General features: G+C 72.9%; 20 protein-coding genes and 1 pseudogene. 9 read left to right on the forward strand and 12 right to left on the reverse strand.

Annotated elements, in window-relative coordinates:
- Nucleotide 1: 1 nt before the first annotated feature.
- From B5D80_RS23835 to paaA, 7 genes are all read right to left on the reverse strand, one after another.
- Nucleotides 2-1,255, reverse strand: a complete 1,254-nt coding sequence (locus tag B5D80_RS23835) for an LPXTG cell wall anchor domain-containing protein (RefSeq protein ID WP_088646162.1) — start codon at nt 1,253-1,255, stop codon at nt 2-4.
- A 490-nt stretch (nt 1,256-1,745) separates the two neighbouring features.
- A complete protein-coding gene (gene mqnC / locus B5D80_RS23840) occupies nt 1,746-2,936 on the reverse strand; it encodes a cyclic dehypoxanthinyl futalosine synthase (RefSeq protein WP_088646163.1) in 1,191 nt (396 codons plus the stop codon).
- Nucleotides 2,937-3,139: 203 nt separating this feature from the next.
- Nucleotides 3,140-4,282, reverse strand: coding sequence for a 1,2-phenylacetyl-CoA epoxidase subunit PaaE (gene paaE, locus B5D80_RS23845; RefSeq protein ID WP_088646164.1), 1,143 nt, complete (start codon nt 4,280-4,282; stop codon nt 3,140-3,142).
- Nucleotides 4,279-4,755: a 1,2-phenylacetyl-CoA epoxidase subunit PaaD gene (gene paaD / locus B5D80_RS23850; RefSeq protein ID WP_088646165.1), complete on the reverse strand. Its 477-nt coding sequence runs from the start codon at nt 4,753-4,755 to the stop codon at nt 4,279-4,281. Before paaD ends, paaE begins: the two co-directional genes overlap by 4 nt.
- A gap of 25 nt (nt 4,756-4,780) precedes the next feature.
- Nucleotides 4,781-5,506, reverse strand: a complete 726-nt coding sequence (gene paaC / locus B5D80_RS23855; protein WP_088646166.1) for a 1,2-phenylacetyl-CoA epoxidase subunit PaaC — start codon at nt 5,504-5,506, stop codon at nt 4,781-4,783.
- A complete protein-coding gene (gene paaB, locus B5D80_RS23860) occupies nt 5,503-5,814 on the reverse strand; it encodes a 1,2-phenylacetyl-CoA epoxidase subunit PaaB (protein WP_088646167.1) in 312 nt (103 codons plus the stop codon). The genes paaC and paaB overlap by 4 nt, the downstream gene beginning before the upstream one ends.
- On the reverse strand, nt 5,811-6,896 hold the full coding sequence (gene paaA, locus B5D80_RS23865) for a 1,2-phenylacetyl-CoA epoxidase subunit PaaA (RefSeq protein WP_088646168.1): 1,086 nt from the start codon (nt 6,894-6,896) through the stop codon (nt 5,811-5,813). Before paaA ends, paaB begins: the two co-directional genes overlap by 4 nt.
- A gap of 369 nt (nt 6,897-7,265) precedes the next feature.
- Between paaA and B5D80_RS23870 the strand changes: the two genes are divergently transcribed.
- On the forward strand, nt 7,266-8,249 hold the full coding sequence (locus B5D80_RS23870; RefSeq protein WP_088646169.1) for a hypothetical protein: 984 nt from the start codon (nt 7,266-7,268) through the stop codon (nt 8,247-8,249).
- Nucleotides 8,249-9,199, forward strand: a complete 951-nt coding sequence (locus B5D80_RS23875) for a hypothetical protein (RefSeq protein WP_088646170.1) — start codon at nt 8,249-8,251, stop codon at nt 9,197-9,199. The genes B5D80_RS23870 and B5D80_RS23875 overlap by 1 nt, the downstream gene beginning before the upstream one ends.
- A 29-nt stretch (nt 9,200-9,228) precedes the next feature.
- On the opposite strand, the gene B5D80_RS23880 is transcribed toward B5D80_RS23875, so the two are convergent.
- Entirely contained in the window at nt 9,229-10,080 is an 852-nt protein-coding gene (locus tag B5D80_RS23880; RefSeq protein ID WP_088646171.1) for a menaquinone biosynthetic enzyme MqnA/MqnD family protein, read from the reverse strand.
- A gap of 255 nt (nt 10,081-10,335) precedes the next feature.
- On the opposite strand from B5D80_RS23880, the gene B5D80_RS23885 reads away from it, so the two are divergent.
- The 6 genes from B5D80_RS23885 (at nt 10,336) to B5D80_RS23910 (ending at nt 16,033) form a co-directional block, all read left to right on the forward strand.
- Nucleotides 10,336-12,459: a HelD family protein gene (locus tag B5D80_RS23885; RefSeq protein ID WP_088646172.1), complete on the forward strand. Its 2,124-nt coding sequence runs from the start codon at nt 10,336-10,338 to the stop codon at nt 12,457-12,459.
- Between the two features lie 131 nt (nt 12,460-12,590).
- Nucleotides 12,591-13,217, forward strand: coding sequence for a transporter (locus tag B5D80_RS23890; RefSeq protein ID WP_088646173.1), 627 nt, complete (start codon nt 12,591-12,593; stop codon nt 13,215-13,217).
- Nucleotides 13,214-13,525, forward strand: a complete 312-nt coding sequence (locus B5D80_RS23895; protein ID WP_088646174.1) for a winged helix-turn-helix domain-containing protein — start codon at nt 13,214-13,216, stop codon at nt 13,523-13,525. Before B5D80_RS23890 ends, B5D80_RS23895 begins: the two co-directional genes overlap by 4 nt.
- Nucleotides 13,522-14,430, forward strand: coding sequence for an ABC transporter ATP-binding protein (locus tag B5D80_RS23900; protein ID WP_088646175.1), 909 nt, complete (start codon nt 13,522-13,524; stop codon nt 14,428-14,430). Before B5D80_RS23895 ends, B5D80_RS23900 begins: the two co-directional genes overlap by 4 nt.
- A gap of 12 nt (nt 14,431-14,442) precedes the next feature.
- Complete coding sequence (locus B5D80_RS23905; RefSeq protein WP_088646176.1) at nt 14,443-15,180, forward strand: ABC transporter permease; 738 nt, start codon at nt 14,443-14,445, stop codon at nt 15,178-15,180.
- A 43-nt stretch (nt 15,181-15,223) separates the two neighbouring features.
- Nucleotides 15,224-16,033, forward strand: coding sequence for a VOC family protein (locus B5D80_RS23910; protein WP_088646177.1), 810 nt, complete (start codon nt 15,224-15,226; stop codon nt 16,031-16,033).
- An 18-nt stretch (nt 16,034-16,051) separates the two neighbouring features.
- Here B5D80_RS23910 and B5D80_RS23915 read toward each other — a convergent pair whose 3' ends face one another.
- From B5D80_RS23915 to B5D80_RS23930, 4 genes and pseudogenes are all read right to left on the reverse strand, one after another.
- Nucleotides 16,052-16,843 (reverse strand): ABC transporter ATP-binding protein, encoded by a 792-nt coding sequence (locus B5D80_RS23915; protein ID WP_088646182.1) that lies wholly within the window; start codon nt 16,841-16,843, stop codon nt 16,052-16,054.
- 8 nt (nt 16,844-16,851) lie between these two features.
- Nucleotides 16,852-17,886, reverse strand: a complete 1,035-nt coding sequence (locus B5D80_RS23920) for a FecCD family ABC transporter permease (RefSeq protein ID WP_211291625.1) — start codon at nt 17,884-17,886, stop codon at nt 16,852-16,854.
- 94 nt (nt 17,887-17,980) lie between these two features.
- A complete protein-coding gene (locus B5D80_RS23925; RefSeq protein ID WP_088646179.1) occupies nt 17,981-18,922 on the reverse strand; it encodes an ABC transporter substrate-binding protein in 942 nt (313 codons plus the stop codon).
- Between the two features lie 361 nt (nt 18,923-19,283).
- Nucleotides 19,284-20,591: pseudogene (locus B5D80_RS23930) on the reverse strand (M14 family metallopeptidase); the annotation flags it as partial.
- 204 nt (nt 20,592-20,795) lie between these two features.
- Between B5D80_RS23930 and B5D80_RS34890 the strand changes: the two are divergent.
- Nucleotides 20,796-22,208: a C39 family peptidase gene (locus B5D80_RS34890; protein WP_088646181.1), complete on the forward strand. Its 1,413-nt coding sequence runs from the start codon at nt 20,796-20,798 to the stop codon at nt 22,206-22,208.
- Nucleotides 22,209-22,242 lie beyond the last annotated feature (34 nt).

Raw genomic sequence — 22,242 nt, forward strand, 5'->3', positions numbered from 1 at the left:
GTCAGCTCCGCGGCTTCTCGTCACCCGGGGTCACCAGCACGAGCCGACGCCGACGGGCGAGCATCAGCAGCGCGCCGCCCGCGAGCAGCACGACGGCACCGATGCCACCGATCAGCGTGGCCTGCGCGCCGGTCACCGGCAGACCGCCGTCGCCGCCACCGGTGCCACCACCGGTGGTCGGGCTGACGCTGGTGCTCGGGCTCGGCTGACCGCTGGTGCTCGGGCTCGGCTCCCCGGTCGGGCTCGGGCTGGGGCTCGGGCCGGTGCTCAGGTCCACGAACACGTCGAACAGCGACGTGTTGTCGCCGTCGTCGGTCTCGGTGAAGACCTTGCGCTGCGCCTTGCTGGCGACCTGCGGCTCCTCCTCCGGCGTGCCCTCGGCCTCGGTCAGCCCGGCGGCGAACAGGACGCCCGGGGTGAGCACCTTCTCGGTGACGCCCGCGCCGACCTTCACCCGTACGTCGGCGGTGTAGAACTCGCCCGGCCGCAGCACCGCGCCGGCGTCCTCGCAGTACGCCACCACGCCACCCAGGTCCTGCGTGACGCAGCTCTCCGGCAGGTCGACGAAGCTGGCCCCGTCCGGCAGGGCGATGCCGTAGAAGACGCCGGTGGCCCGGCGGCTGCCGCCGTTGTAGACCGCCCAGTCCAGCGGGGCGGTCCCGCCGGGCTTGACACCGGTCAGTCCGCTCTCGCCGGCCTCGTCGCCGTCGACCACCACGTCGGCGTAGACGTCCTGCACCCAGGTGGTCAGGTCGTAGCCGGGCTTGACGACCATGATGTCGTGGTCGACCGAGTCCGAGGTGGTGTTGGACCCGCTCACGGTCACCTTCAGCACGCCACCCTTGCCGCGCGTGTCGGTGCCGAACAGCGGGATGCCGAACTCCTCGGTGGTGCCGGCGGCGATGCCGTCGGTGGTGCCGCCCAGGTCGGACAGGGAGCAGGTGAAGGCGGTGCCGCTGATGGCGCAGCCGTCCGGCACGAGCACCCCGACCTTGTTGGGCTTCAGGCCCGCGGTCTCGACGGTGACCTTCACGTCCTTGGCGTCGACCGTGCCGCGGACGTTCTGCACGGAGAACTTGAACGGCTTGGCCTTGGCCTCCTTGACGCCCAGGGCCAGCTGGGAGCTGAGCGGGACGAGGTCGAGCTGCGCCTGGTCGGCGGCGCTGGCCGGGGCGGCCACGGTGGCCAGGCCACCGACGGCGAGCAGGGCCACGGCGCCGACGCGGGCCAGGGCCGAGCGGTGGAACAGAGTCATCGATCCCCCGGGGGGCTAGGGACTGCTGGGAAAGGTGTGACTGATGTGGCGAACCGAGCGGACGTTATCCGAGATCGACGTCGGTACGCCAGCCGTGACGTGCGATTTCGTCCGAGACGGGGCCGAACGGAGGAGGAGCGGGGGCGGGACGGTCACCCGTCCCGCCCCCGTTTTATATGAACGGCCCTCCCGGGCCGATGGAGGACGTACGACACTCGTCATCCGCTCGCCGCGGGCGGTGGGCGGAGGTACGTCGGGCGCACGTTAGCGGGCACCGCCGCGCCACGCCAACCCCCGCGCCGAAGCGCCGGGAGCGGGATATCCGCCCAGCGTGCCGCAGGCCGCCCCAATTGCCGCGTCTTGTGGGGGCTGGTCCCGCGCCGCCTCGGCCGAACGGCGACCACGAATATCCCCCGGGCCGACACCCGGACCCGTTCAGCCAGTCACCACACCGGCCTGATCAGTCACCCACCGTGACGGCCGGGGTGGCTCAGCGGGCCTCGACGAGCGGCAGCGTACGGCCGGCGCCACCGCCGGGCATGGCGATCGAGGAGAAGTGCGACACCACCCGGTCGTCGGTCGGGTCGTCGGCGGGGGTGTGGTGCACCGCCAGCCGGCGGTAGAGGGTGTCCCGCTGGGCGGGGATCCGGTCGGCCGACCGGATCATGCCGATCAGCTCGTGCAGGTTGGAGCGGTGCCGCGCGCCGGCCGAGGAGATGACGTTCTCCTCCAGCATGATCGAACCGAGGTCGTCGACACCCATGTGCAGCGCGAGCTGGCCGACGTCCTTGCCGGTGGTCAGCCAGGACGCCTGCAGGTGCGGCACGGTCTCGAAGAACAGCCGGGCCACCGCCACCAGGCGCAGGTACTCCAGCGTGGTGGCCTGGGTGCGACCCTTGAGGTGGTTGTTCTCCGGCTGGTACGTCCACGGGATGAACGCCCGGAACCCCCGGGTGCGGTCCTGCACGTCGCGGATCATCCGCAGGTGCTCGATCCGTTCGGCGTTGGTCTCGCCGGTGCCCATCATCATCGTGGCGGTCGACTCCAGGCCCTGCCGGTGGGCCAGTTCCATGACCTCCAGCCAGCGCGCGCCGGACTCCTTCAGCGGGGCGATCGCCCTGCGCGGCCGGTCCGGCAGCATCTCCGCCCCGGCGCCGGCGATCGAGTCCAGCCCGGCGGCCTTGATCCGGGCGATGGCCTCGTCCAGGCTGACGCCGGAGACCTTCGCCATGTGCAGGATCTCGCTCGGCCCGATCGAGTGGATCGCGAGCTGCGGGTACGCCGTCTTGACCGAGGAGAACAGCTCCTCGTAGTACTCCACCCCGTAGTCCGGGTGGTGGCCGCCCTGGAGCATGACCTGGGTCGCGCCCAGCTCGACCGCCTCGCCGCAGCGGCGCAGGATCTCCTCGGTCGGGTGGGTCCAGCCCTCGGCGTGCCGGGGGGCCCGGTAGAAGGCGCAGAACTTGCACGCCGTCACGCAGACGTTCGTGTAGTTGATGTTGCGGTCGATCAGGTAGGTGACGATGTTGTCCGGGTAGCGCCGCCGGCGTACCGCGTCCGCCGCCTCGCCCAACGCGTGGAAGGGCGCCTCGGTGTAGAGCAGCAGCGCCTCCTCGGGCGTGATCCGCCCGCCGTCCGCGCCGCGCTGCAGGATGTCGTCGATCTCCCGGCTACTCGTCACACCACCGAGCGTACGCCGGACCGCCGTCCCACCCTCCGGTGGTGCGTCGACCGTGACGCGTCCCGCACCGACACAACTCAAGATCCAATTGCGAAAAGGGAGAAGACACGCCGACGAAGATGCGCGAGACAGCAATGTGATCACGCATCCCCACCCCTCACCCGCCCAGACCCGCCGGCCGGGGCGGGACGCGGCCGACGACGCTATCCGTCGTAGTCGACCGTGAGGGTGTCGGTGAGAGGGCTGGACTGGCAGGTCAGCACGTACCCGGCGGCCACCTCGTCCGGCTCCAGCGCATAGTTGCGGGCCATCGTCACCTCGCCCGAGACGACCTTCGCCCGGCAGGTCGAGCAGACCCCGCCCTTGCACGCGTACGGCAGTTCGCCGCGCACCTTCAGCGCCGCGTCCAGCACCCGCTCGTCCCGGCCCATGGTGAACCGCGACGACCGGCCGTCCAGCACGATCGTCACCTCCGCGCCGCCTGTCGGCTCCCCGCTGCGGCGTACCGGCTCCGGTGGGGCGTCGACGTGGAACAGCTCGGTGTGCACCGCCGACTCGGGCAGGCCCCGGCCGGTCAGCACCGCCTTCGCGTCCAGCACGAGCTGGTACGGGCCGCAGAGGAACCACTCGGCGATGGCGTCGCCGGGCACGATGGTGTCCAGCAGCCGGCCCAGCCGGTCGGCGTCGATCCGGCCGGAGAGCAACGGCGACTCGCCCGGCTCCCGGGAGAGCACGTGCACCAGGTGCAGCCGGGTCGGGTGACGGTCCTTCAGGTCGGCCAGCTCCTCGGCGAACATCACCGTGTTCGCCGTGCGGTTGCCGTACACCAGGGTGAAGGTGCTGGCCGGCTCGACGGTCAGGGCGGTCGCGACCAGCGCGAGCACCGGGGTGATCCCGGAACCGGCGACCACCGCGCCGTAGTGCCGCACCCGGTCCGGCGCGAACGCCGTGGTGAAGTGCCCCAGCGGGGGCAGCACCTCGACGGTGTCGCCGTGCCGCAGCGCGCCGCAGGCGTAGCTGGAGAACGCGCCGCCGGGGATCTCCCGCACCCCGATCCGCAGCCGGCCGTGCCGGGCCAGGTCGTCAGGCGTCGAGCAGATCGAGTACGACCGCCGCACGTCCGCCCCGGCCCCGGGCCCGCCGCCGGTGCCGGCCGCGTCCGACGACGCCGCCGGCAGCCGTACGGTCAGGTGCTGGCCGGCGGAGAACGCGAAGGTCTCCCGCAGCTCCTCGGGCACCGCGAAGGTGATCGCCACGGCGTCGTCGGTGAGCCGGTCGACGGCGGCGACCGGAAGCGGGTGGAAGGCCGGCCGACGACGGACCGGGCGGGAGATCGTGACAGTCACAGCGCCTTCAGGTGGTCGAAGGGTTCGGAGCAGGAACGGCAGCGCCAGAGCGCCTTGCATGCGGTGGAGCCGAACCGGCTGACCTGCTCGGTCTCCGGCGAACCGCAACGTGGGCAGCGCACGGCCAGGGTCACCGGCACCGCCGTGCCGTCGCCGCGCGGGCCGGGCGGGGCGATCCCGGCGGCGGCGAGCTTGGCCCGCCCGGCGGCGGAGATCCAGTCGGTGCTCCAGGCCGGGGTGTAGACGGTGCGCACCTCGGCGTCGGGATGCCCGGCGACCGTCAGGGCCCGCCGGATGTCCGTCCGGATCACGTCCATCGCCGGGCAGCCGGTGTAGGTGGGAGTGATCGTGACGACCACCCGACCGGTGGCCGGGTCCTCGTCGACCGCCCGCAGGATGCCCAGCTCGTCGATGGTGATCACCCGGATCTCCGGGTCCACCACCGCCGCGACGGCCGTCCTGGGGTCGGTCACCGCCGCCGTCCCCGGCCCGACCCGCTCACCACCGGGCCCCGGGGTGGGCGCGGTGCAGCACCTGCATCTCGGCCAGCAGGAAGGACAGGTGCTCGGTGTGTACGCCGTCACGGCCGCCGCCCGGCGTCCAGCCGGTCTCCGGCCGGGTCAGGGTGGCCTCGGCCAGCACCGGCTGCACCACGGCGTCGAAGCCGGCGCGCAGGGTGGCCGGGTCGACAGGTGCCGCCGGGTCCGCCGCGAACAGCTCGTGGTGGTACGGCCAGAGCTGGTCCAGCGCGGCCTGGGCCCGGCGGTGCGACTCGTCGGTGCCGTCGCCGAGCCGCTTCACCCACAGCGCGGAGTGGTCCAGGTGGTAGGCGGACTCCTTGCGCGCCTTCGCGCCGATCGCGGCGAGCCGCTCGTCGGGGCAGCCGGCCAGCGCGGTGTAGAGCGGCACCTGGTAGGCCGAGAGCAGCAGCAGCTTCACCATGGTCACCGCGAAGTCGCCGTTGGGCAGCTCGACCAGCAGACAGTTGCGGAACTCCCGGTCGTCGCGCAGGTACGCCAGCGCGTCCTCGTCCCGGCCGGCGCCCTCCAGCTCCCCCGCGTACGACAGCAGCAGGCGGGCCGCGCCGAGCTGGTCGAGGGCGATGTTGGCCAGCGCGATGTCCTCTTCCATCTCGGGCGCGCGGGTGGCCCACTCGCCGAGCCGCTGGGCGGCCACCAGCGCGTCGTCGCCGAGGGCGAGGGTGAAGTCGAAGGGGCCGTTCACAGGTGGGCCACCCCGTCCGGCACCTCGTAGAAGGTGGGGTGGCGGTAGACCTTGTCGGCGGCCGGGTCGAAGAAGGCGTCCTTCTCGTCGGGGCTGGACGCGGTGATCGCACCGGCCGGCACCACCCAGATGGAGACGCCCTCCTGCCGGCGGGTGTAGAGGTCCCGGGCGTTGCGCAGGGCCAGCTCGGCGTCGGGGGCGTGCAGGCTGCCGACGTGGGTGTGCGACAGCCCCCGTCGGGCCCGGACGAAGACCTCCCACAGCGGCGAGGTCGCCGGCGTCCGGGGCGGTTCGTTCTGCTCGCTCACGCGGCCACCTTCTCCCGCTGGTCGGCGGCCCGGGTCCGCCCGGCCCGCTTCGCGGCGTACGCCGTGGCGGCCTCGCGGACCCAGGCACCGTCGGCGTGGGCCCGTCGCCGGTGTTCCATCCGTTGCCGGTTGCAGGGGCCCTCACCGGAGATCACCCGCATCAGCTCGTCGTAGTCGGGCTGGGTGAAGTCGTACGCCTGCCGCTCGTCGTTCCAGCGCAGGTCGGGGTCGGGGATGCGGAGCCCGAGGACCTCCGCCTGTTGCACGCACATGTCGACGAAGCGCTGCCGCAGCTCGTCGTTGGAGAACCGCTTGATCTTCCAGGCCATCGACTGCGCGGAGTGGGTGGAGTCACCGTCCGGCGGCCCGAACATCGCCAGTGACGGGTACCACCAGCGGTCGAGCGCGTCCTGCGCCATCGCCTGCTGGGCCGGGGTGCCGTGCGCCAGGGTGTGCAGGATCTCGTAGCCCTGCCGCTGGTGGAACGACTCCTCCTTGCAGACCCGGATCATCGCCCGCGCGTACGGCCCGTAGGAGCAGCGGCACAGCGGGACCTGGTTGACGATCGCCGCGCCGTCCACCAGCCAACCGATCGCGCCCACGTCGGCCCAGGTGAGGGTGGGGTAGTTGAAGATCGAGCTGTACTTCTGCCGACCGTCGAGCAGCAGTTCGACAAGTTCGTCGCGGCTGACGCCGAGGGTCTCGGCGGCGGCGTAGAGGTAGAGGCCGTGGCCGGCCTCGTCCTGCACCTTGGCCAGCAGGATGGCCTTGCGCTTGAGCGAGGGGGCCCGGCTGATCCAGTTCCCCTCGGGCTGCATGCCGATGATCTCCGAGTGGGCGTGCTGGGCGATCTGCCGGACCAGCGTCCGACGGTAGGCGTCGGGCATCCAGTCGCGGGGTTCGATCTTCTGGTCGGCGTCGATCACGTCGGCGAAGTACGCCGCCGGGTCGGCGCCGGGCGTGGGGGAACCCTCCCGGGCGCGGGCCGCCGCCTCGCGCAGCGCCGCCTCGGCGGCCTCGACCTGACCGAGCAGGCCACCACCGGGCGCGTCCTGCTCCGGGGCGAAGTCGTTGCCATACATTCGTCAAGTGTTACAGCTCGCCTCCAAGGACACCAGAGGGTGTAACAGGATTTGAGTAGCGGCTTCCGTTACCAGGCGGATGCGCTCGGTCGACACCAGGAGACCTGGTCGGCTATGACTTGGGTCACTGATCAAAGATGAATACCTACAAGAGGCGCAAACCGTGCCTTTATCTCGACTTACCGGCAGTTTGCCGTGCGTCGGATTCTGGCGAGTCGGCTGTCCGGACGTAGACTTCCCCGGTCACCACCGATCGGCTACCGACGATCGCCACCGAGACACAGGCCACTCCCCCGGCCTCGGCGGTCGAGCCGACACCCGCGGAAGCGGCCGGTCCCCCCGGCCCTGACATCTGGAGCTCACCCACGCATGCGATCTCGCGTGATCATGGTGCTCGCCGTCATGGCGGTGCTGCTCGGCACCGGCCTGCTGGTGCCGACCGCCTACGCCAAGCTCGCCGGCGACGACCCGACCGGCGGCTCCGGCGGCGGCACGGCGGAGAAGGTGCCGACACCCGCGCCCACCGCGCCACCGGCGCCCACCCTGGCCGCCGGCACGGTCACGGTCAACTTCAAGGGCGAGTTCTTCGCCTGGGCCCTGCAGGACCGCAAGACCGGTCAGCTCTCCGGCTCGAAGAACATGACCTCGACCAGCTCCACCGAATCGATGCTCAAGGTCTGGATCGTCTCCGACTACCTGCGCGAGCTCGGCGACCAGAAACCGCCGGCAGCGATGTTGAAGAACGCGAGCCTGGCCATCCGGGACAGCAACGACGACGCCACCAACCGGATCTACGCGAAGTCGGGCGGCTCGTACCGGGCGCTGGACAACGGCCAGCCCGGCCCGGTGCTCAAGCGGGCGATCGAAATCTGCGGCCTCAAGGACACCAAGCCCGGCAACGTCCCCGGCTACGAGGGCTGGTGGAGCTTCACCCGGATGTCCCCCCGCGACGCCGTCCGGCTCGGTGACTGCATCGCCGACGGCAAGGCCGCCGGCCCCCACTGGACCAAGTGGGTGCTCAACGAGATGGCCCAGGTCCGGGGCAGCGTGAGCAAGCAGCTCGCCCGCGCCGGCGGCGGCCGGTGGGGCATCATCGACGGGCTGCCCGACGAGATCATCAAGCAGGGCCCGGTCTCGATGAAGAACGGCTGGACCCCCCTCAGCTACGACGGCAACTGGCACGTCAGCTGCCTCGCCGTCACCGACAAGTGGAGCCTCGCCGTGATGATGCGCTACCCGGTCCGCCAGCAGTTGACCTACGGTGCCAAGGTGTGCGCCAGCGTCGCCACCCAACTGGTCTCCCCGCAGCCCGGCGCCGCGCTCAAGGTGCCGCAGCCGCTCGGGAAGCTCTGATGCCGGGCAGCCGGCGGCCCGGCCGCTCCGCCCGACGGGACCACCGCCCGTTGCAGATCGTCGCGGTCGCCGCGGTGCTCACCGGTCTCGTGCTCGTCTCGCTGCGGCTGCTCCCCGGCTCACCGATGGAGTCCACCGCCGCCTCACGCTGGGGTGACGCGTCCACCGAGTCCCGGTCCACCGGGTCGGCGGTCGACCGCCGCAGCCGGCCGACCCCGGCACCGTCGCCGACCCCCTCGCTCACCCCGCTGCCCTTCGCGGACCGGGACCTCGACCTCGACATCAAGGGCTGGTACGCCTGGAGCGTCCTGGACCGCCGCACCGGCGCGATCATCGGCTCGGACAACATGGCCGAGACCAGCACCACCGCCTCGCTGATCAAGTCGTGGATCGTCGCCGACTACCTGCGCCGGGCGGCCGAGGACGGGCAGACCCCGAGCGACGCCAAGCTCGCCGACGCCACCCGGATCATCCGGGACAGCGACAACACCCGGGCCGAGCAGTTCTACAACGGGGTCGGCCGGTCCGCCTCGATCAAGCGGCTGATCTCGCTGTGCAAGCTCACCGACAGCAGCGTGGCCGCCGACGGTGGCTGGAGCCGGACCAACCTCTCCCCCCGCGACGCCGCCCGGCTCGGCAACTGCATCGCCGACGGTCGCGCCGCCGGCCCCAAGTGGACCAAGTGGCTGCTCAACGAGATGAGGCTGGTCCGGGGATCGGGTGACTTCGGCATCCGCAAGGCGTTCCCGGCGGCCCAGCAGAAGAAGATCGCCATCAAGAACGGCTGGATCGACCGGACCCGCGAGCAGGAGATGCACATCAACTGCCTGGCCATCGGCGACACCTGGACGATGGGCGTGATGGTCCGCTACCCGATCAACCTGGGCTACGAGTACGGCATGAAGAACTGCCAGAAGATCACCGAAGCCCTCATCGGCCCCACCACCTGACCGGGCCGGTCCGGAGCCGGGCCGGCGGGTCAGCCGGCGAAGAACTCCGGGCCGCCCTCGGGCAGGGCGGGGGCCTCGCCGGTCGCCGCCGCCCGCCTGGCGAACTCGCGCAGGCCGGCGACCTGCCGCCCGCCCAGCGAGAAGTCGAGGGCGCGGAAGTACGTGGCCAGGGTCGCCGCGTCGAACGGCTCCCAGCGGGCCGCCGCCGCAGCCACCTGGTCCAGCTCGGCCAGGCACAGGTCACGGGAGCGCAGGAACGCCTCGTGCACCTCTTTGACCAGGCCCGGGTGCGCGGCGGCGAAGTCCCGGCGGACCGCCCAGACGGCGAACACCATCGGCAGCCCGGTCCACTCCCGCCACGCCTGGCCCAGGTCGGTCACCGCCAGCCCCCGACCCGGCGCCTCGTAGAGGGCGCGCAGCGCCACGTCCCCGATCAGCACCCCGGCGTCGGCCTCCAGCAGCATCTGGGTCAGATCCGGCGGGCAGCGGAAGTACTCCGGGTGGACGCCGTACCGGTCGGCGAGTAGGAGCTGCGCCAGCAGCACCCCGGTCCGCGACGTCGAGCCGAGCGCGACCCGGCGGCCGTCCAGCTCGGCCAGCGGCCGGGTGGAGACCACGTTGACCGAGAGCACCGGGCCGTCGCTGCCCACCGCCAGGTCCGGCAGGAGCAGCAGCTCGTCGGCGTGCCGCAGGTACTCCACCTGGGAGATCGGGCCGATGTCCAGGTCACCGGCGACCAACGCCGCGCTGAGCCGGTCCGGCGAGTCCTTGTGCAGGTCGACGTCGAGCAGCGCGCCGGAACGCATCAGGCCCCAGTAGATCGGCAGGCAGTTCAGGAACTGGATGTGCCCGACCCGGGGACGTGCCACGCGCTCAACCATGCCCCGACCGTATCCCCGCCGGCCCGTACCGGCTCACCGGGAGGCCCGGACAGTGGCCAACCCCGCACCGCCGCACTCCGGCCCGGCAGGGCAGCCGGACCCAGCGGTAATTCGGTTGCCGGGCCGGCCGGCGGTAGTAGGCTACTTTGTCCCGCCCGACGGCCGAGGTGTGTAGCACCGTAGCGGACGTCCCCGCGCCGACCACGGGTCGGAAACGCGAGCGGCAGTGTTCTTCCCGTGTCGAGGAGTACGAGGATGACCCTGCACGCCCCCGAACAGTCCCTGGACGACGAGCTCGCCGCCGAGCGGGCCGACCTGGCAACCTCCCGGCAGGCGCTACGACGGATGCGCGACCGCGCCGAGTCGCTCTTCGCCACCGGTGACAAGGTCGCCGGGGACGCGTACACCGCCGAGCAGCTCGGCCGGCACCTGGCCCGGCGGGTCGCCGAGCTGGCCGACGACCCCACCACCGCGCTCTTCTTCGGCCGCCTGGACTTCGGCCCCACCGACCCGGAGCACGCCGGCCGGGGCTACCACGTCGGCCGGCGGCACGTCACCGACGACCGGGGCGAGCCGCTGGTGCTGGACTGGCGGGCCCCGGTCTCCCGCTCGTTCTACCGGGCCAGCGCCCGGGACCCGCAGGGCATCGCGGTACGACGGCGGTTCGGGTTCAACGCCGGGGCGCTGACCAGCTTCGAGGACGAGCACCTGGACCGGGGTGAGGAACTGGGCACGGCCAGCCGCATCCTCACCGCCGAGATCGAACGCCCCCGGGTCGGGCCGATGCGGGACATCGTCGCCACCATCCAGCCCGAGCAGGACGAGCTGGTCCGGGCGGACCTGGCCGACTCGATCTGCGTCCAGGGCGCGCCGGGCACCGGCAAGACGGCGGTCGGGCTGCACCGCGCCGCGTACCTGCTCTATCTGCACCGGGAACGGCTGCGCCGGGCCGGGGTGCTGATCGTCGGCCCGAACCGGGCGTTCCTGTCGTACATCGCGGCGGTGCTGCCCGCCCTCGGCGAGGTCGAGGTGGCCCAGGCCACCGTGGAGGACCTGGTCGCCCGGGTGCCCGTCCGCGCGGTCGACGATCCGGCGGTCGCCGCCCTCAAGCACGATCCCCGGATGGCCGGGGTGCTGCGGCGGGCGGCGGACCAGCTGATCACCGCGCCGACCGAGCCGATCATGGTGTCGGACGGGTCGTTCCGCTGGCGGATCGGGCTGGACCCGCTGCACCGGGTGATCGAGGAGACCCGGCGGGAGGGCCTGCCGTACGACACCGGGCGGGAGCGGGTCCGGGCCCGGGTGGTCGGGTTGCTGCAACGGCAGGCCGAGGCCCGCCGGGCCGAGTCGCCGGGCGACGCCTGGCTGCGCCGGATGGGCAGGGCCCGCCCGGTGATCGCCTTCCTCGACGCGGCCTGGCCGGCGCTCACCCCGGAGGGCCTGGTGCACGCGGTGCTGGGCGACCCGGCCGTCCTGGCCGCCGCCGCCGACGGCCTGCTCACCGCCGACGAGCAGGCCCTGCTGCGCGGCGAGGCGACCCCCGCCGGCCCGACCGGCACCGGGCCGGTGAGGAGCCGGTCGGGCGCGGCGGGCACGAAGCTCGGCCGGACGCCGAAGGCGACCCGGTGGACGGCCGCCGACACGGTGCTGATCGACGAGGCGGCCGGGCTGATCGAACGGCCCGCCGGCTTCGGGCACGTCGTCGTGGACGAGGCGCAGGATCTGTCGCCGATGCAGTGCCGGGCCATCGCCAGGCGCAGCGAGCACGGTTCGATCACCCTGCTCGGCGACCTGGCCCAGGGCACCGCGCCGTGGGCGGCGAGTGACTGGCGCGAGTCCCTGGCCCACCTGGGCAAGCCGGAGGCGGTGGTGGTGCCGTTGAGCGTCGGGTTCCGGGTGCCCGCCGCGGTGGTCGCGTTCGCCAACCGGCTGCTGCCGGCGCTGGCGGTCGACGTACCGCCGGCGGTGTCGCTGCGCCGCGACGGCGCGCTCGACGTGCGTACCGTGACCGACCTGACGGCGGCGACGGTGGCCGAGGTGCGCGCGGCGCTCGGGCACGACGGTTCGGTCGGGGTGATCGCCGCCGACGACGCGGTGGAGGGGCTGCGGGCGGCGCTGGCCGACGCCGGGGTGCCGACCGCGACCGCCGACGACGTGGCGGCCTCGGCGCGGGTCACCGTGGTCCCCGCGACCCTGGTCAAGGGGCTGGAGTACGACCAGGTGGTGGTGGTCGAGCCGGCCGCGATCGTGGCCGCCGAGCCGCGTGGCCTGCACCGCCTCTACGTGGCGTTGACCCGGGCGGTGTCCCGGTTGTCGGTGCTGCACACCGCCCCGCTGCCCGCCCCGCTGGCCGATCCGGCGGACGGCCCGACGGCCTGACCGCACCTGACCGCCGGCCGGCCCACCGCACGCCGCCGGCCGCCCCACCGCACGCCGCTGGCCCGAGCCCCGCTGTCCGGTGGCCGACCCGGACGGCCGACGGCTCGACTTTGTGTTTTAAAGTAGTTTGCATGACCCCCGAAGACGACGCCCCGATCGACGCCGCCGCCGCGATGCGGCTGATCCACGAGCAACAGGCCAGCACCGTGCGCGGGCTGGAACCCGACCCCCGGGTGCACTACTGGCCATGGGGATTCGCCTGGCTGATCGGCTTCGGGGTCTACTTCCTGCGGTTCTCCCCCGACGGCCGCACCATCGTCGCGATGCCCGCCTGGCTGCCGCTGACCGTGCTCTTCGTGCTGCTCGTCGCCGCCGCAGTGGTCTTCGGGGTGGGCAGCGCCCGCGCCTACCGGCACGTCGCCGGCGAGTCGGCCCGGCGCGGCAGGTGGTACGGCACGGCGTGGGGCCTCGGGTTCTTCGGCCTGTCCGTGGTCATCGGCCGGGTCACCGACAGCCTGCCGCCCGAGCTCGCCGGGCTGCTCTGGTCGGCGCTGTCGGTCGGGCTCACCGGTGCCCTGCACATGGCCGGCGGCGCGATCTGGCTCGACCGCACCCTGTACCGCCTCGGCGTCTGGCTCACCGCCGTCAACATCGTCGGCGTCATCGCCGGCCCCGGCTGGCACGCCCTGGTGGTGTCGGTGGCCGGCGGCGGCGGACTGCTGGTGGCCGGCGCGCTCGCCCGGCGGCGGCACGGATGAGCGAACTCGACCCGGTCATCCACGCCCAGGCCAGGCTGCGGGTGGTGGTCACCCTGGCCACCCTCGCCGACGGCGACCGGATCACCTTCCCCCGCCTGCAGGAACTGCTCGCGATGACCGCCGGCAACCTCTCCGTCCACCTGCGCAAGCTGGAGGACGCCGGCTACGTCGAGATCGACAAGACCCACCGCGGACGCACCCCGACCACCCTGGTCCGGCTCAGCCGGCGCGGGCGGCGGGCGTTCGAGGAGTACACCGAGAACATCCGCGCCCTGCTCGACCCCGCCGACCCCCGGGAGCCCCGATGATCCTCGCCCACGCCGACCAGGCCACCCGCCGGTACGGCGACGTCCTCGCCCTCGACCGGGCCGACCTGACCGTCTCCACCGGCGAACTCGTCGGCCTGCTCGGGCCGAACGGCGCCGGCAAGAGCACCCTGATCAACCTGCTGGTCGGGCTGCGCCGCCCCACCGCCGGCCGGGTCGAACTCCTCGGCGGCGACCCCCGCCGGCCGGCGTCCCGGCGGCAACTCGGGGTCACCCCGCAGGAGACCGGCCTGCCCGGCACCCTCCGGGTCGGCGAGGTGGTCGACTTCGTCTCCGCGCACTACCCCGACCCGGTGCCCCGGGGCGAACTGCTCGACCGGTTCGGCCTCACCGACCAGGCACGACGGCAGACCGGCGGGCTCTCCGGCGGGCAGCGGCGGCGGCTCGCCGTCGCGCTGGCCTTCGTCGGCCGGCCCCGGCTCGTCGTCCTCGACGAGCCGACCACCGGGCTGGACGTCGAGGCCCGGCACACCCTGTGGGAGGCCATCCGGTCGTTCCACGCCGACGGCGGGACGGTGCTGCTCAGCAGCCACTACCTCGAGGAGGTGGAGGCGCTGGCGCAGCGGGTCGTGGTGCTCGGGCAGGGCCGGGTGCTCGCCGACGACAGCACCGACGCGATCAGGGGCATCGTCGGCGTCCGCCGGGTCAGCCTCGTCGCCGACGACCTGCCCACGCTGCCCGGGGTGGTCGCCACCGAACACACCGAGGGGCGTACCCACCTGCTCACCACCGACGCCGACCAGCTGGTCCGCGACCTGGTCACCGCCGGGGTGACGTTCCGCGAGCTGGAGGTACGCCCCACCTCGCTGGAGGAGGCGTTCCTCGCCATCACCGCCGACCCGACCACCGCCACCGGCGCCGCCGTCGCCGCCCGACCCACCGCCTGAGGAGTCGACGCCGTGCCGCTCACCCTGGTCCACGCCCGCTACCAGCTCCTGGAGACCATCCGCATCCCCGTCGCCGTGGTCGGCAGCGCGTTCTTCCCCGCCGCCGCGATGCTCTTCTTCGTCGTCCCGTTCGCCGGGGACGACCCGACCGGCGCGACCTACGCCACCGCCGCGATGGTCACCTTCGCGGTGATGAGCGCCAACATCTTCCAGTACGGCGTCGGCGTCGCCGAGGACCGCGACCAGCCGTGGAACCCGTACACCCGGACCCTGCCGGCCGGGCCCGGCCCCCGACTGGCCGGGCGGATCCTCGCCGGGCTGGTGCTGACGTACCTGTCGATGCTGCCCGTCGTGGTCATCGCGGCGGTCGCCACGGCCGCCCGGGTCACCCCGGTCGGGCTGCTGCTCGGCGCGGCCACCGTGGCCGTGGTGTCGGTGCCGTTCACCCTGCTGGGGCTCGCCATCGGCTACTCGCTGCCGAGCAAGGCGGCGATCGTCGTCGCGCAGGTCATCTTCTTCCCGCTGGCCTTCGGCGGCGGCCTGCTCTCCGCGCCGGGTGACGCGCCCGGCTTCATCCAGGTAATCGCCCCCTTCCTGCCCACCCGGGGCGCGGTCGAACTGATGTGGGCGGCGGTCGGCGACTGGCGGCCCGACCCGCTCGCCCTGGCCATGCTCGGGGTCTGGATCGTGCTGCTCGCCACGGTCTCCGGCTGGGCGTACCGGCGGGACGAGGGTCGCCGGTTCAGTTGACCTGTACGCCGGTTCGGCCCGGCGGCCGCCGCCCGGTGCCACGATGCCGGCAGGGCGTCGACCCGTACGCCCCCAGCCGAGAGGGGCCGAGGTGCGCACCGTCGCCGCGGGAACGCCCTGCTGGACCGACCTGGCGACCCCCGACCTGGACGCCGCCCGGCGGTTCTACCCGGAGCTGTTCGGCTGGACCGGCCGGATCGCGCCCGAACCCGAAGTGGCCGGCTACACCACCTTCCGCAGGGACGGCCGGGCGGTGGCGGGCGTCGGCCCACCGGCCGACCCGGGCCGGGAGCCGGTCTGGTCGACGTACGTGGCGACCGACGACGCCGACCTGGTCACCACCCGGGTCGAGGCGGCCGGCGGGCAGGTGCTGGTCGCCCCGTTCGACGTTCTCGACGCCGGCCGGATGGCGGTCTTCGCCGACCCGGCCGGCGCGGTGTTCAGCGTCTGGCAGCAGATGCGGATGCCCGGCGCGGAACTGCTCGACGCCCCCGGGGCGATGTGCTGGAACGAGCTGGTCAGCCCCGACCCGGAGGGCGCGAAGGTCTTCTACGAGCTGGTCTTCGGCTGGCACCCGGAGGAGCAGCCCGCCGGAGGGCCCGGCTACACCGGCTGGCGGTGCGGGGCCCGGATCGTGGCCGGGATGCTGCCCACCCCCGACCCCGCGCGGCCGGCGTACTGGTCGGTGTTCTTCGCGGTCGCCGACGTCGACGCGACCGCCGCCCGCGCCACCACCCTCGGCGGCACCATCCTCACCCCGCCCCGGGACACCCTGCTCGGCCGCCGGAGCACCCTGCGCGACCCCGGGGGCGCCCGGTTCTCCCTGCTGCGCCCCGTCGCCGACCCCGCCTGACTACGGTGACGCCGCAGGTCAGTGGCGCGGCGGGCCGGGTCGGCTGGGCACCACCAGCGGACCGTGGTCGCCGGGGACGACCCGGACCCGGGCCCGGTAGTGGCGGGACAGCAACTCCTCGGTGAGCACCTGGTCGGGCGGGCCCGCCGCGACGACCCGGCCGTCGGCGAGCAGCACCATCCGGTCGGCGTACTCGCCGGCGACGGAGAGGTCGTGCATGGTGGCGAGCACGGTGAGGCCGTGCGTCCGGCGGAGCTGGTCGACCAGCTCCAGCACCTCCTGCTGGTGGCCGATGTCCAGCGCACTGGTCGGCTCGTCCAGCAGCAGCAGGGTGGCACCCTGGGCGAGGGCGCGGGCCAGGAACACCCGCTGCCGTTCCCCGCCGGAGAGGGTGGCCAGCTCCCGCCCGTGGAACCCGGTCAGGTCCAGCCGGTCGAGGACGTCGTGCACGACGGCCAGGTCGGCCGCCGACTCCCGGCCCAGCGGCGCGATGTACGGGGTGCGTCCCAGCAGGACGTAGTCGAACACCGACATGCCCGCCGGCACCACCGGGGACTGCGCCACCGTCGCCACCACCCGGGCCCGCTCCCGGCGACGCAGCGCGCCGGACGGCGTACCGAAGAGGGAGACCGCGCCCGGGGCGGGCAGCAGGCCGCCGACGGCGCGCAGCAGGGTCGACTTGCCGGCGCCGTTCGGCCCGATCACGGTGACCCACTCGCCCGGGGCGACCGTCAGGTCGACGCCGGCCAGGATCACCGCCCCACCGAGCCGTACGTGCAGCCCTCGCACCTGCACCGCCGGCACCCTCACGGGACTGCTCACGGGAACACCCGGCGGGCGGTGCGCAGGACCAGGACGAAGAACGGGCCGCCGAGCAGGGCGGTGACCACGCCGATCGGGATCTCGGCGGGGGCGGCGGCGGTCCGGGCGACCACGTCGGTCAGCGCCAGGAACGCCGCCCCGAAGAGCAGCGACAGCGGCAGGATCACCCGGTGGCTCGACCCGGCCAGCAGCCGTACGGTGTGCGGCACGATGATCCCGACGAAGCCGATCAGCCCCGAGGCGGAGACGGCGGCGGCGGTGCCCAGCGAGGCGGCGGCGATCAGCAGGTAGCGGGAGCGTTGCGGGTGCAGCCCGAGACCGCTCGCCTCGTCGTCGCCGACGGAGAGCACGTCGAGTTCCCGCCGGTGCAGCAGCACCACCACGGTGGTCAGCACGAAGTACGGCAGGATCAGCCGCACGTCACCCCAGCCGGCGGTGCCCAGCCGGCCGAGCAGCCAGGAGTAGACCTGCTGGATGCTGTCGGAGTGCCGTTGCAGCAGGTACGTCTGCCCGGCGGCGAGGAACGCGGACACCGCGACCCCGGCCAGGATCAGGGTGGCCGGGGAACGGTCCCGCCCGCCGGCCGCCCCGAGCAGGTACGTCAGGGCGACCGCACCGAGCGAGCCGACGAACGCGGCGAGCGGGATGGTGACCGGCATCCCGGTCAGCGCGCCGCCCGCCCCGACGCCGCCCAGCGTGATCACCGCGGTCACCGCGAATCCCGCGCCGGCCGCCACCCCCAGCAGGTACGGGTCGGCCAACGGGTTGCGGAACACCCCCTGGTAGCAGCCACCGGCCAGGGCGAGCATGCCGCCGACGAGCAGGCCGAGCACGACCCGGGGCAGCCGCAGCTCGGTGACGATGGCGATCTCGCGTTCGGTGAGCCCGCTGTCCAGGCGTACCCCGGGCAGCAGGTTGAGCAGTTCGGCGGCGACACTGCCGGGCGGCAGGCTGACCGGCCCGAGGGACACCCCGGCGACCAGTGCCACCAGCACGGCGAGCACCCCGGCGGCGAGCCAGCGCTTGCGCAGGCCGGCCGGTCGGGGCGTACCGGTGACGCGGGCCGGCCGGGACGCGTCGCGCGTCCCGGCCGGTGCGGGTGTGGACCGCACGGTCACCTGACCGTCACGCCGGCACCTTGGCGGTGGCGTCGACGATCGACCGGAGCAGGTCGACCACGCGCGGCCCCCAGCGCGAGGCGACGTCGTCGTCGAGGGCGACGACCTGGTTGTTCTTGACGGCGGTGACGCCGGCCCAGCCGCTGCGGGCCTTGACCGTGTCGGCGCTCTGCTGGCAGCACTTGACGTCGGCGAGGAAGACGAAGTCGGGGTTCGCCTTGACGATGACCTCCTGGGAGAGCTGCGGGTATCCGCCGTTCTTGCCGTCGGCGTCGGAGGCGTCGGCGATGTTCTCCAGGCCGGCCAGCGCGTAGATCGAGCCGATGAAGGTCTTGCTGGTCGCGCTGTACAGCTCCGGCCCCAGCTCGTGGTAGTAGGTCAGCTTCGTCGACCGCTGCGGCAGGTCCTTGGTGAGCTTGCCGATCTCGTCCTTCATCCGGGCGGTGACGTCGGCCGCCTCGGTCGGGTGGCCGGTGAGCGTGCCCAGGTCGGTGAGCTGCCGGTAAGTGTCGTCGAGGGTGGTCGCCGCCGGGGTGAGCAGCACCGGGACCTTCAGCGCGGTGAGCTGCGCGATGATCTTGTTGGTGTCGTTGGCGAGGACCACCAGGTCGGGGTTCTTGCCGGCGATCGCCTCGGCGTTGGGCTGGAAGCCGGACAGCTCGCTCCTGGGCGCGTCGGCCGGGTAGTTCGACTGGTCGTCGACGGCGGTGACCTGCTTGCCTGCGCCGATGGCGAAGAGCATCTCGGTCGCCGTGGGCGACAACGAGACGATCTTCTCGGGCCGCTTGTCCAGGGTGAGGTTGCCCACCGTGGCCGGGAAGGCCGCCGCACCGGAGCTGCTACTGCCGGCGGCAGGGGTGTCGGAGGAGGTCTTCTCGGCGCACGCGCCGAGGGCGAGGGCGGCCACCGCGAGGGTCGCGGCGAACAACCGGGGGGTACGTCGGGACATCTGGCCTCCTGTCGGTCGAGGAGCGTGGTGCTTCGCCGACAGGGAGCGCGGTGCGTGCCCGTCCGCGAGGCGCCCTTCCTCGAGAGCGCGTGTCGCGACCGACCGCAGGCGACCTGGCTCGTCCCCACACACGGCGACGCCGGCCACGTCGGGCCGGGCGTCGCGGCGGCTCCGGCGCAGGGCGGGGAGCCTCGGTGGGTCATCACAGTTGCGGGACAGCGCCGGTTTCGCACCGGCTTCGCTGCGGTCGATCGGGTGCCACGGTAGCGCACGACCAGCGAAGATCGTCCGGACGGGAGGGGTGGGTGGGGCCCCGTCGGGGGCTTACGGGACCCCACCCGGAGTCAGGTCAGCGGGGTCAGCAGTAGGTGCTCTGCTTGTTGATGACCCGGTAGGGGCAGTCGGCGTACTCGGCCAGGAGCAGCGCCGCCTCCTTGTTGCGGGAGGTCTGGGCGGGGATCACCTCGTCGGGCGGGTAGAAGCCGCCGCCGGCCCCGGACTCCCCGGGGTACATCTCGAAGGTGTACGCCCAGATCTTGTGGGTCGCCCACATCCAGTCGAGGCTGTCGCCGTCGGTGATGTAGAGGTCGCTGGACTGCTCGGGGGTGTAGCCGTTGGTGGCCGCCATCCGCTGCCCGAGGGTGGCGAAGGTGTTGTACTGGTCGGCGGTCATCCCGCTGGGGGTGTTCGCCGTGGTGTAGCCGAACGGCCAGAGCACCAGCTGCGAGTAGGTGTGCCAGTCGATGTTGGCCTTGATCTGCTGCACCCCGCCGACGACCCGGCTGTTGACGAAGTCCCGCAGCGCCTTGGTCTCCGGCGCGGAGAACGCGGACGGCCCACGGTAGGTGCTCGACGACGGCGCGCCGGACGAGCCGCCGCAGCAGCCCCAGTTGTAGCCCCAGTTGCGGTTCAGGTCGGTGCCGACCGCCGCCGCACCACTGTTGGGCTGCCGGTTCTTGCGCCAGGACCGGTAGGAGCCGGTGGCGATGTCGTACTCGCTGCCGTCCGGGTTGACCGTGGGGACGATCCAGATCTCCCGGGAGTTGACGATGCTGGTGATCCGCGAGTCGCTGCCGTAGTTGTCGGTGAACAGGTTCAGCAGGTAGATCGCCATCTCGACGGTCAGGTGCTCGCGGGCGTGCTGCTGGGAGTTGAACAGGATCTCCGGTTCGGCCTCGTCGGTGCCGACGTTGTCCGAGATCTTCACCGCCATCAGGTCGCGGCCCTCGTACGACCGACCGATGCTGATCTTGCGGGCGATCGCCGGGTGGTCGGCGACCACCTGGTTGACCACGGTGGTCAGCTCGGCGTAGTCGTGGTAGTTCGAGTCGGCCGGCGGGAAGGCGTTGGCGCGGGCGCCCTCGGCGGGGGCCGGCTCGACCTCCCGTTCCAACCGGAAGCCGAGCCGGGTGATGGCGGCGGCCTCGGACCGGTTGGCCGAGACGTACAGCACGCCGTGCTCGGCGGAGTCGATGGCCGCGCCGGTGCGGGCGACCGCGTTGCGGTCGGCGAGGGTACGCGGACCGAGCACGCGGTAGCTGACGGCGGTGGGCTCGGGCTCCGGGGCCGGGCGGGCGGAGACCGGCCCGGTGGCGACGGCGGTGAGGCCGAGACCGGCGACGACGGCCAGCGCCAGGCGACGCCGGAAGGGGGAGGTGCGGAAGGCCATGGACGTCCTCCTCGGGGTACGGGGTATCCCGCTGTGCGCCCACTCCACCAGCAGTCACATGGTCATATCAATATCTGTGACTATCTCCCACCATCCCGACCGGATCGTCATACCGGCAATGGTTTTCCTGGCGACTACCTCTGGCGAAACTTCCTGCCAGGCGGGACAGTGAACGGCAACGATTCCCCACCCTGCGGAGTTGCCATGTCCAGCAGAGTCCTGCGCACGGTCGCCCTGGTCGGCGTCGCCACCCTCACCCTGCTCGCCAGCACCGCACCCGTCCGGGCCGGCGGCCCGTCACCCACCCGGACACACCCACCCGCCGGGGACCGCCCGCCCGCCGGGGACCGTCCACCCGCCGGGGACCGCCCGCCCGCCGGTGGGCACGACGAGCAGATCACCTTCCAGGAGTGGTCCCGGTACCCCGACTGGCGGGCCGGCAACCACCGGGGCACCCACGCCGTACCCGGCCACGACGCCGGTCTCACCATCGGCCGCCCCGCCGGCACCACCGAGTTCACCGACGAACACACCGGCACCACCCGCACCTGGGAATACGCCACCTGGACCTCGCCGCCCACCCCGATCGGCTTCGACGCCACCGAACTGGTCGCCTCCTGGAACGCCGACACCCCCGCCGGCACCTGGCTCCAGGTCGAACTCCAGGGCACCTACTCCACCGGCGAGAACACCCCGTGGTACGTCATGGCCCGCTGGGCCTCCGGCGACGGGGACATCGCCCGGGCCACCCTGGACGGTCAGGGCGACCCCTGGTCCAGCGTGTGGACCGACACGTTCGCCATCGACGACGCCGACGCCGGGGTGCTGCTGCGGTCGTACCAGCTCCGGTTGACCCTCTACCGCGCGCCCGGCCAGGCCGCCGCACCCCGGGTCCGGATGCTCGGCGCGATGAGTTCCCACGTGCCGGACCGGTTCACGGTCACGCCGAGCCGGGGCGGCATCGCCTGGGGCACCGAACTGCCGGTGCCGGCCCGCTCCCAGATGATCCACCGGGGCAGCTACCCCGAATGGGGCGGCGGCGGCCAGGTCTGGTGCAGCCCGACGTCCACCACGATGGTGCTGGAGTACTACGGCAGGCTCCCGTCGGCGGCCGACCTGTCCTGGATCGACCCCGGCCACCCCGACCCGCAGGTCGTCCAGGCCGCCCGGATGACCTGGGACAACGAGTACGAGGGCGCGGGCAACTGGCCGTTCAACACCGCGTACGCCGCCAGCTTCCCCGGCATCGAGGCCCGGGTGACCCGGCTGCACTCGCTCGACGAGGTGGAACGCTTCATCCGCGCCGGCATCCCCGTGGTCACCTCACAGTCCTTCCTCGACACCGAACTGGACGGGTCGAACTACGGCACCTCCGGGCACCTGTTCGTGATCGTCGGTTTCACCGCCGACGGCGACGTGATCGTCAACGACCCGGCGTCCGCGTCCAACGCCGAGGTACGCAACGTCTACCGACGCGACCAGTTCGAGCAGATCTGGCTACGGACCAAGCGGCACCGGGCCGACGGCACGGTGGCCGGCGGCTCGGGCGGCATCGCCTACCTGATCAAGCCGACCGACCGCCCCTGGCCGGTGGTCCCCGGCTCGACCAACTGGTGACCCCCCCACCCGCCCCGGCCGAGCCCCCCCCCCC

The organism is Micromonospora wenchangensis (genome assembly GCF_002210435.1).
GTDB lineage: Bacteria > Actinomycetota > Actinomycetes > Mycobacteriales > Micromonosporaceae > Micromonospora > Micromonospora wenchangensis.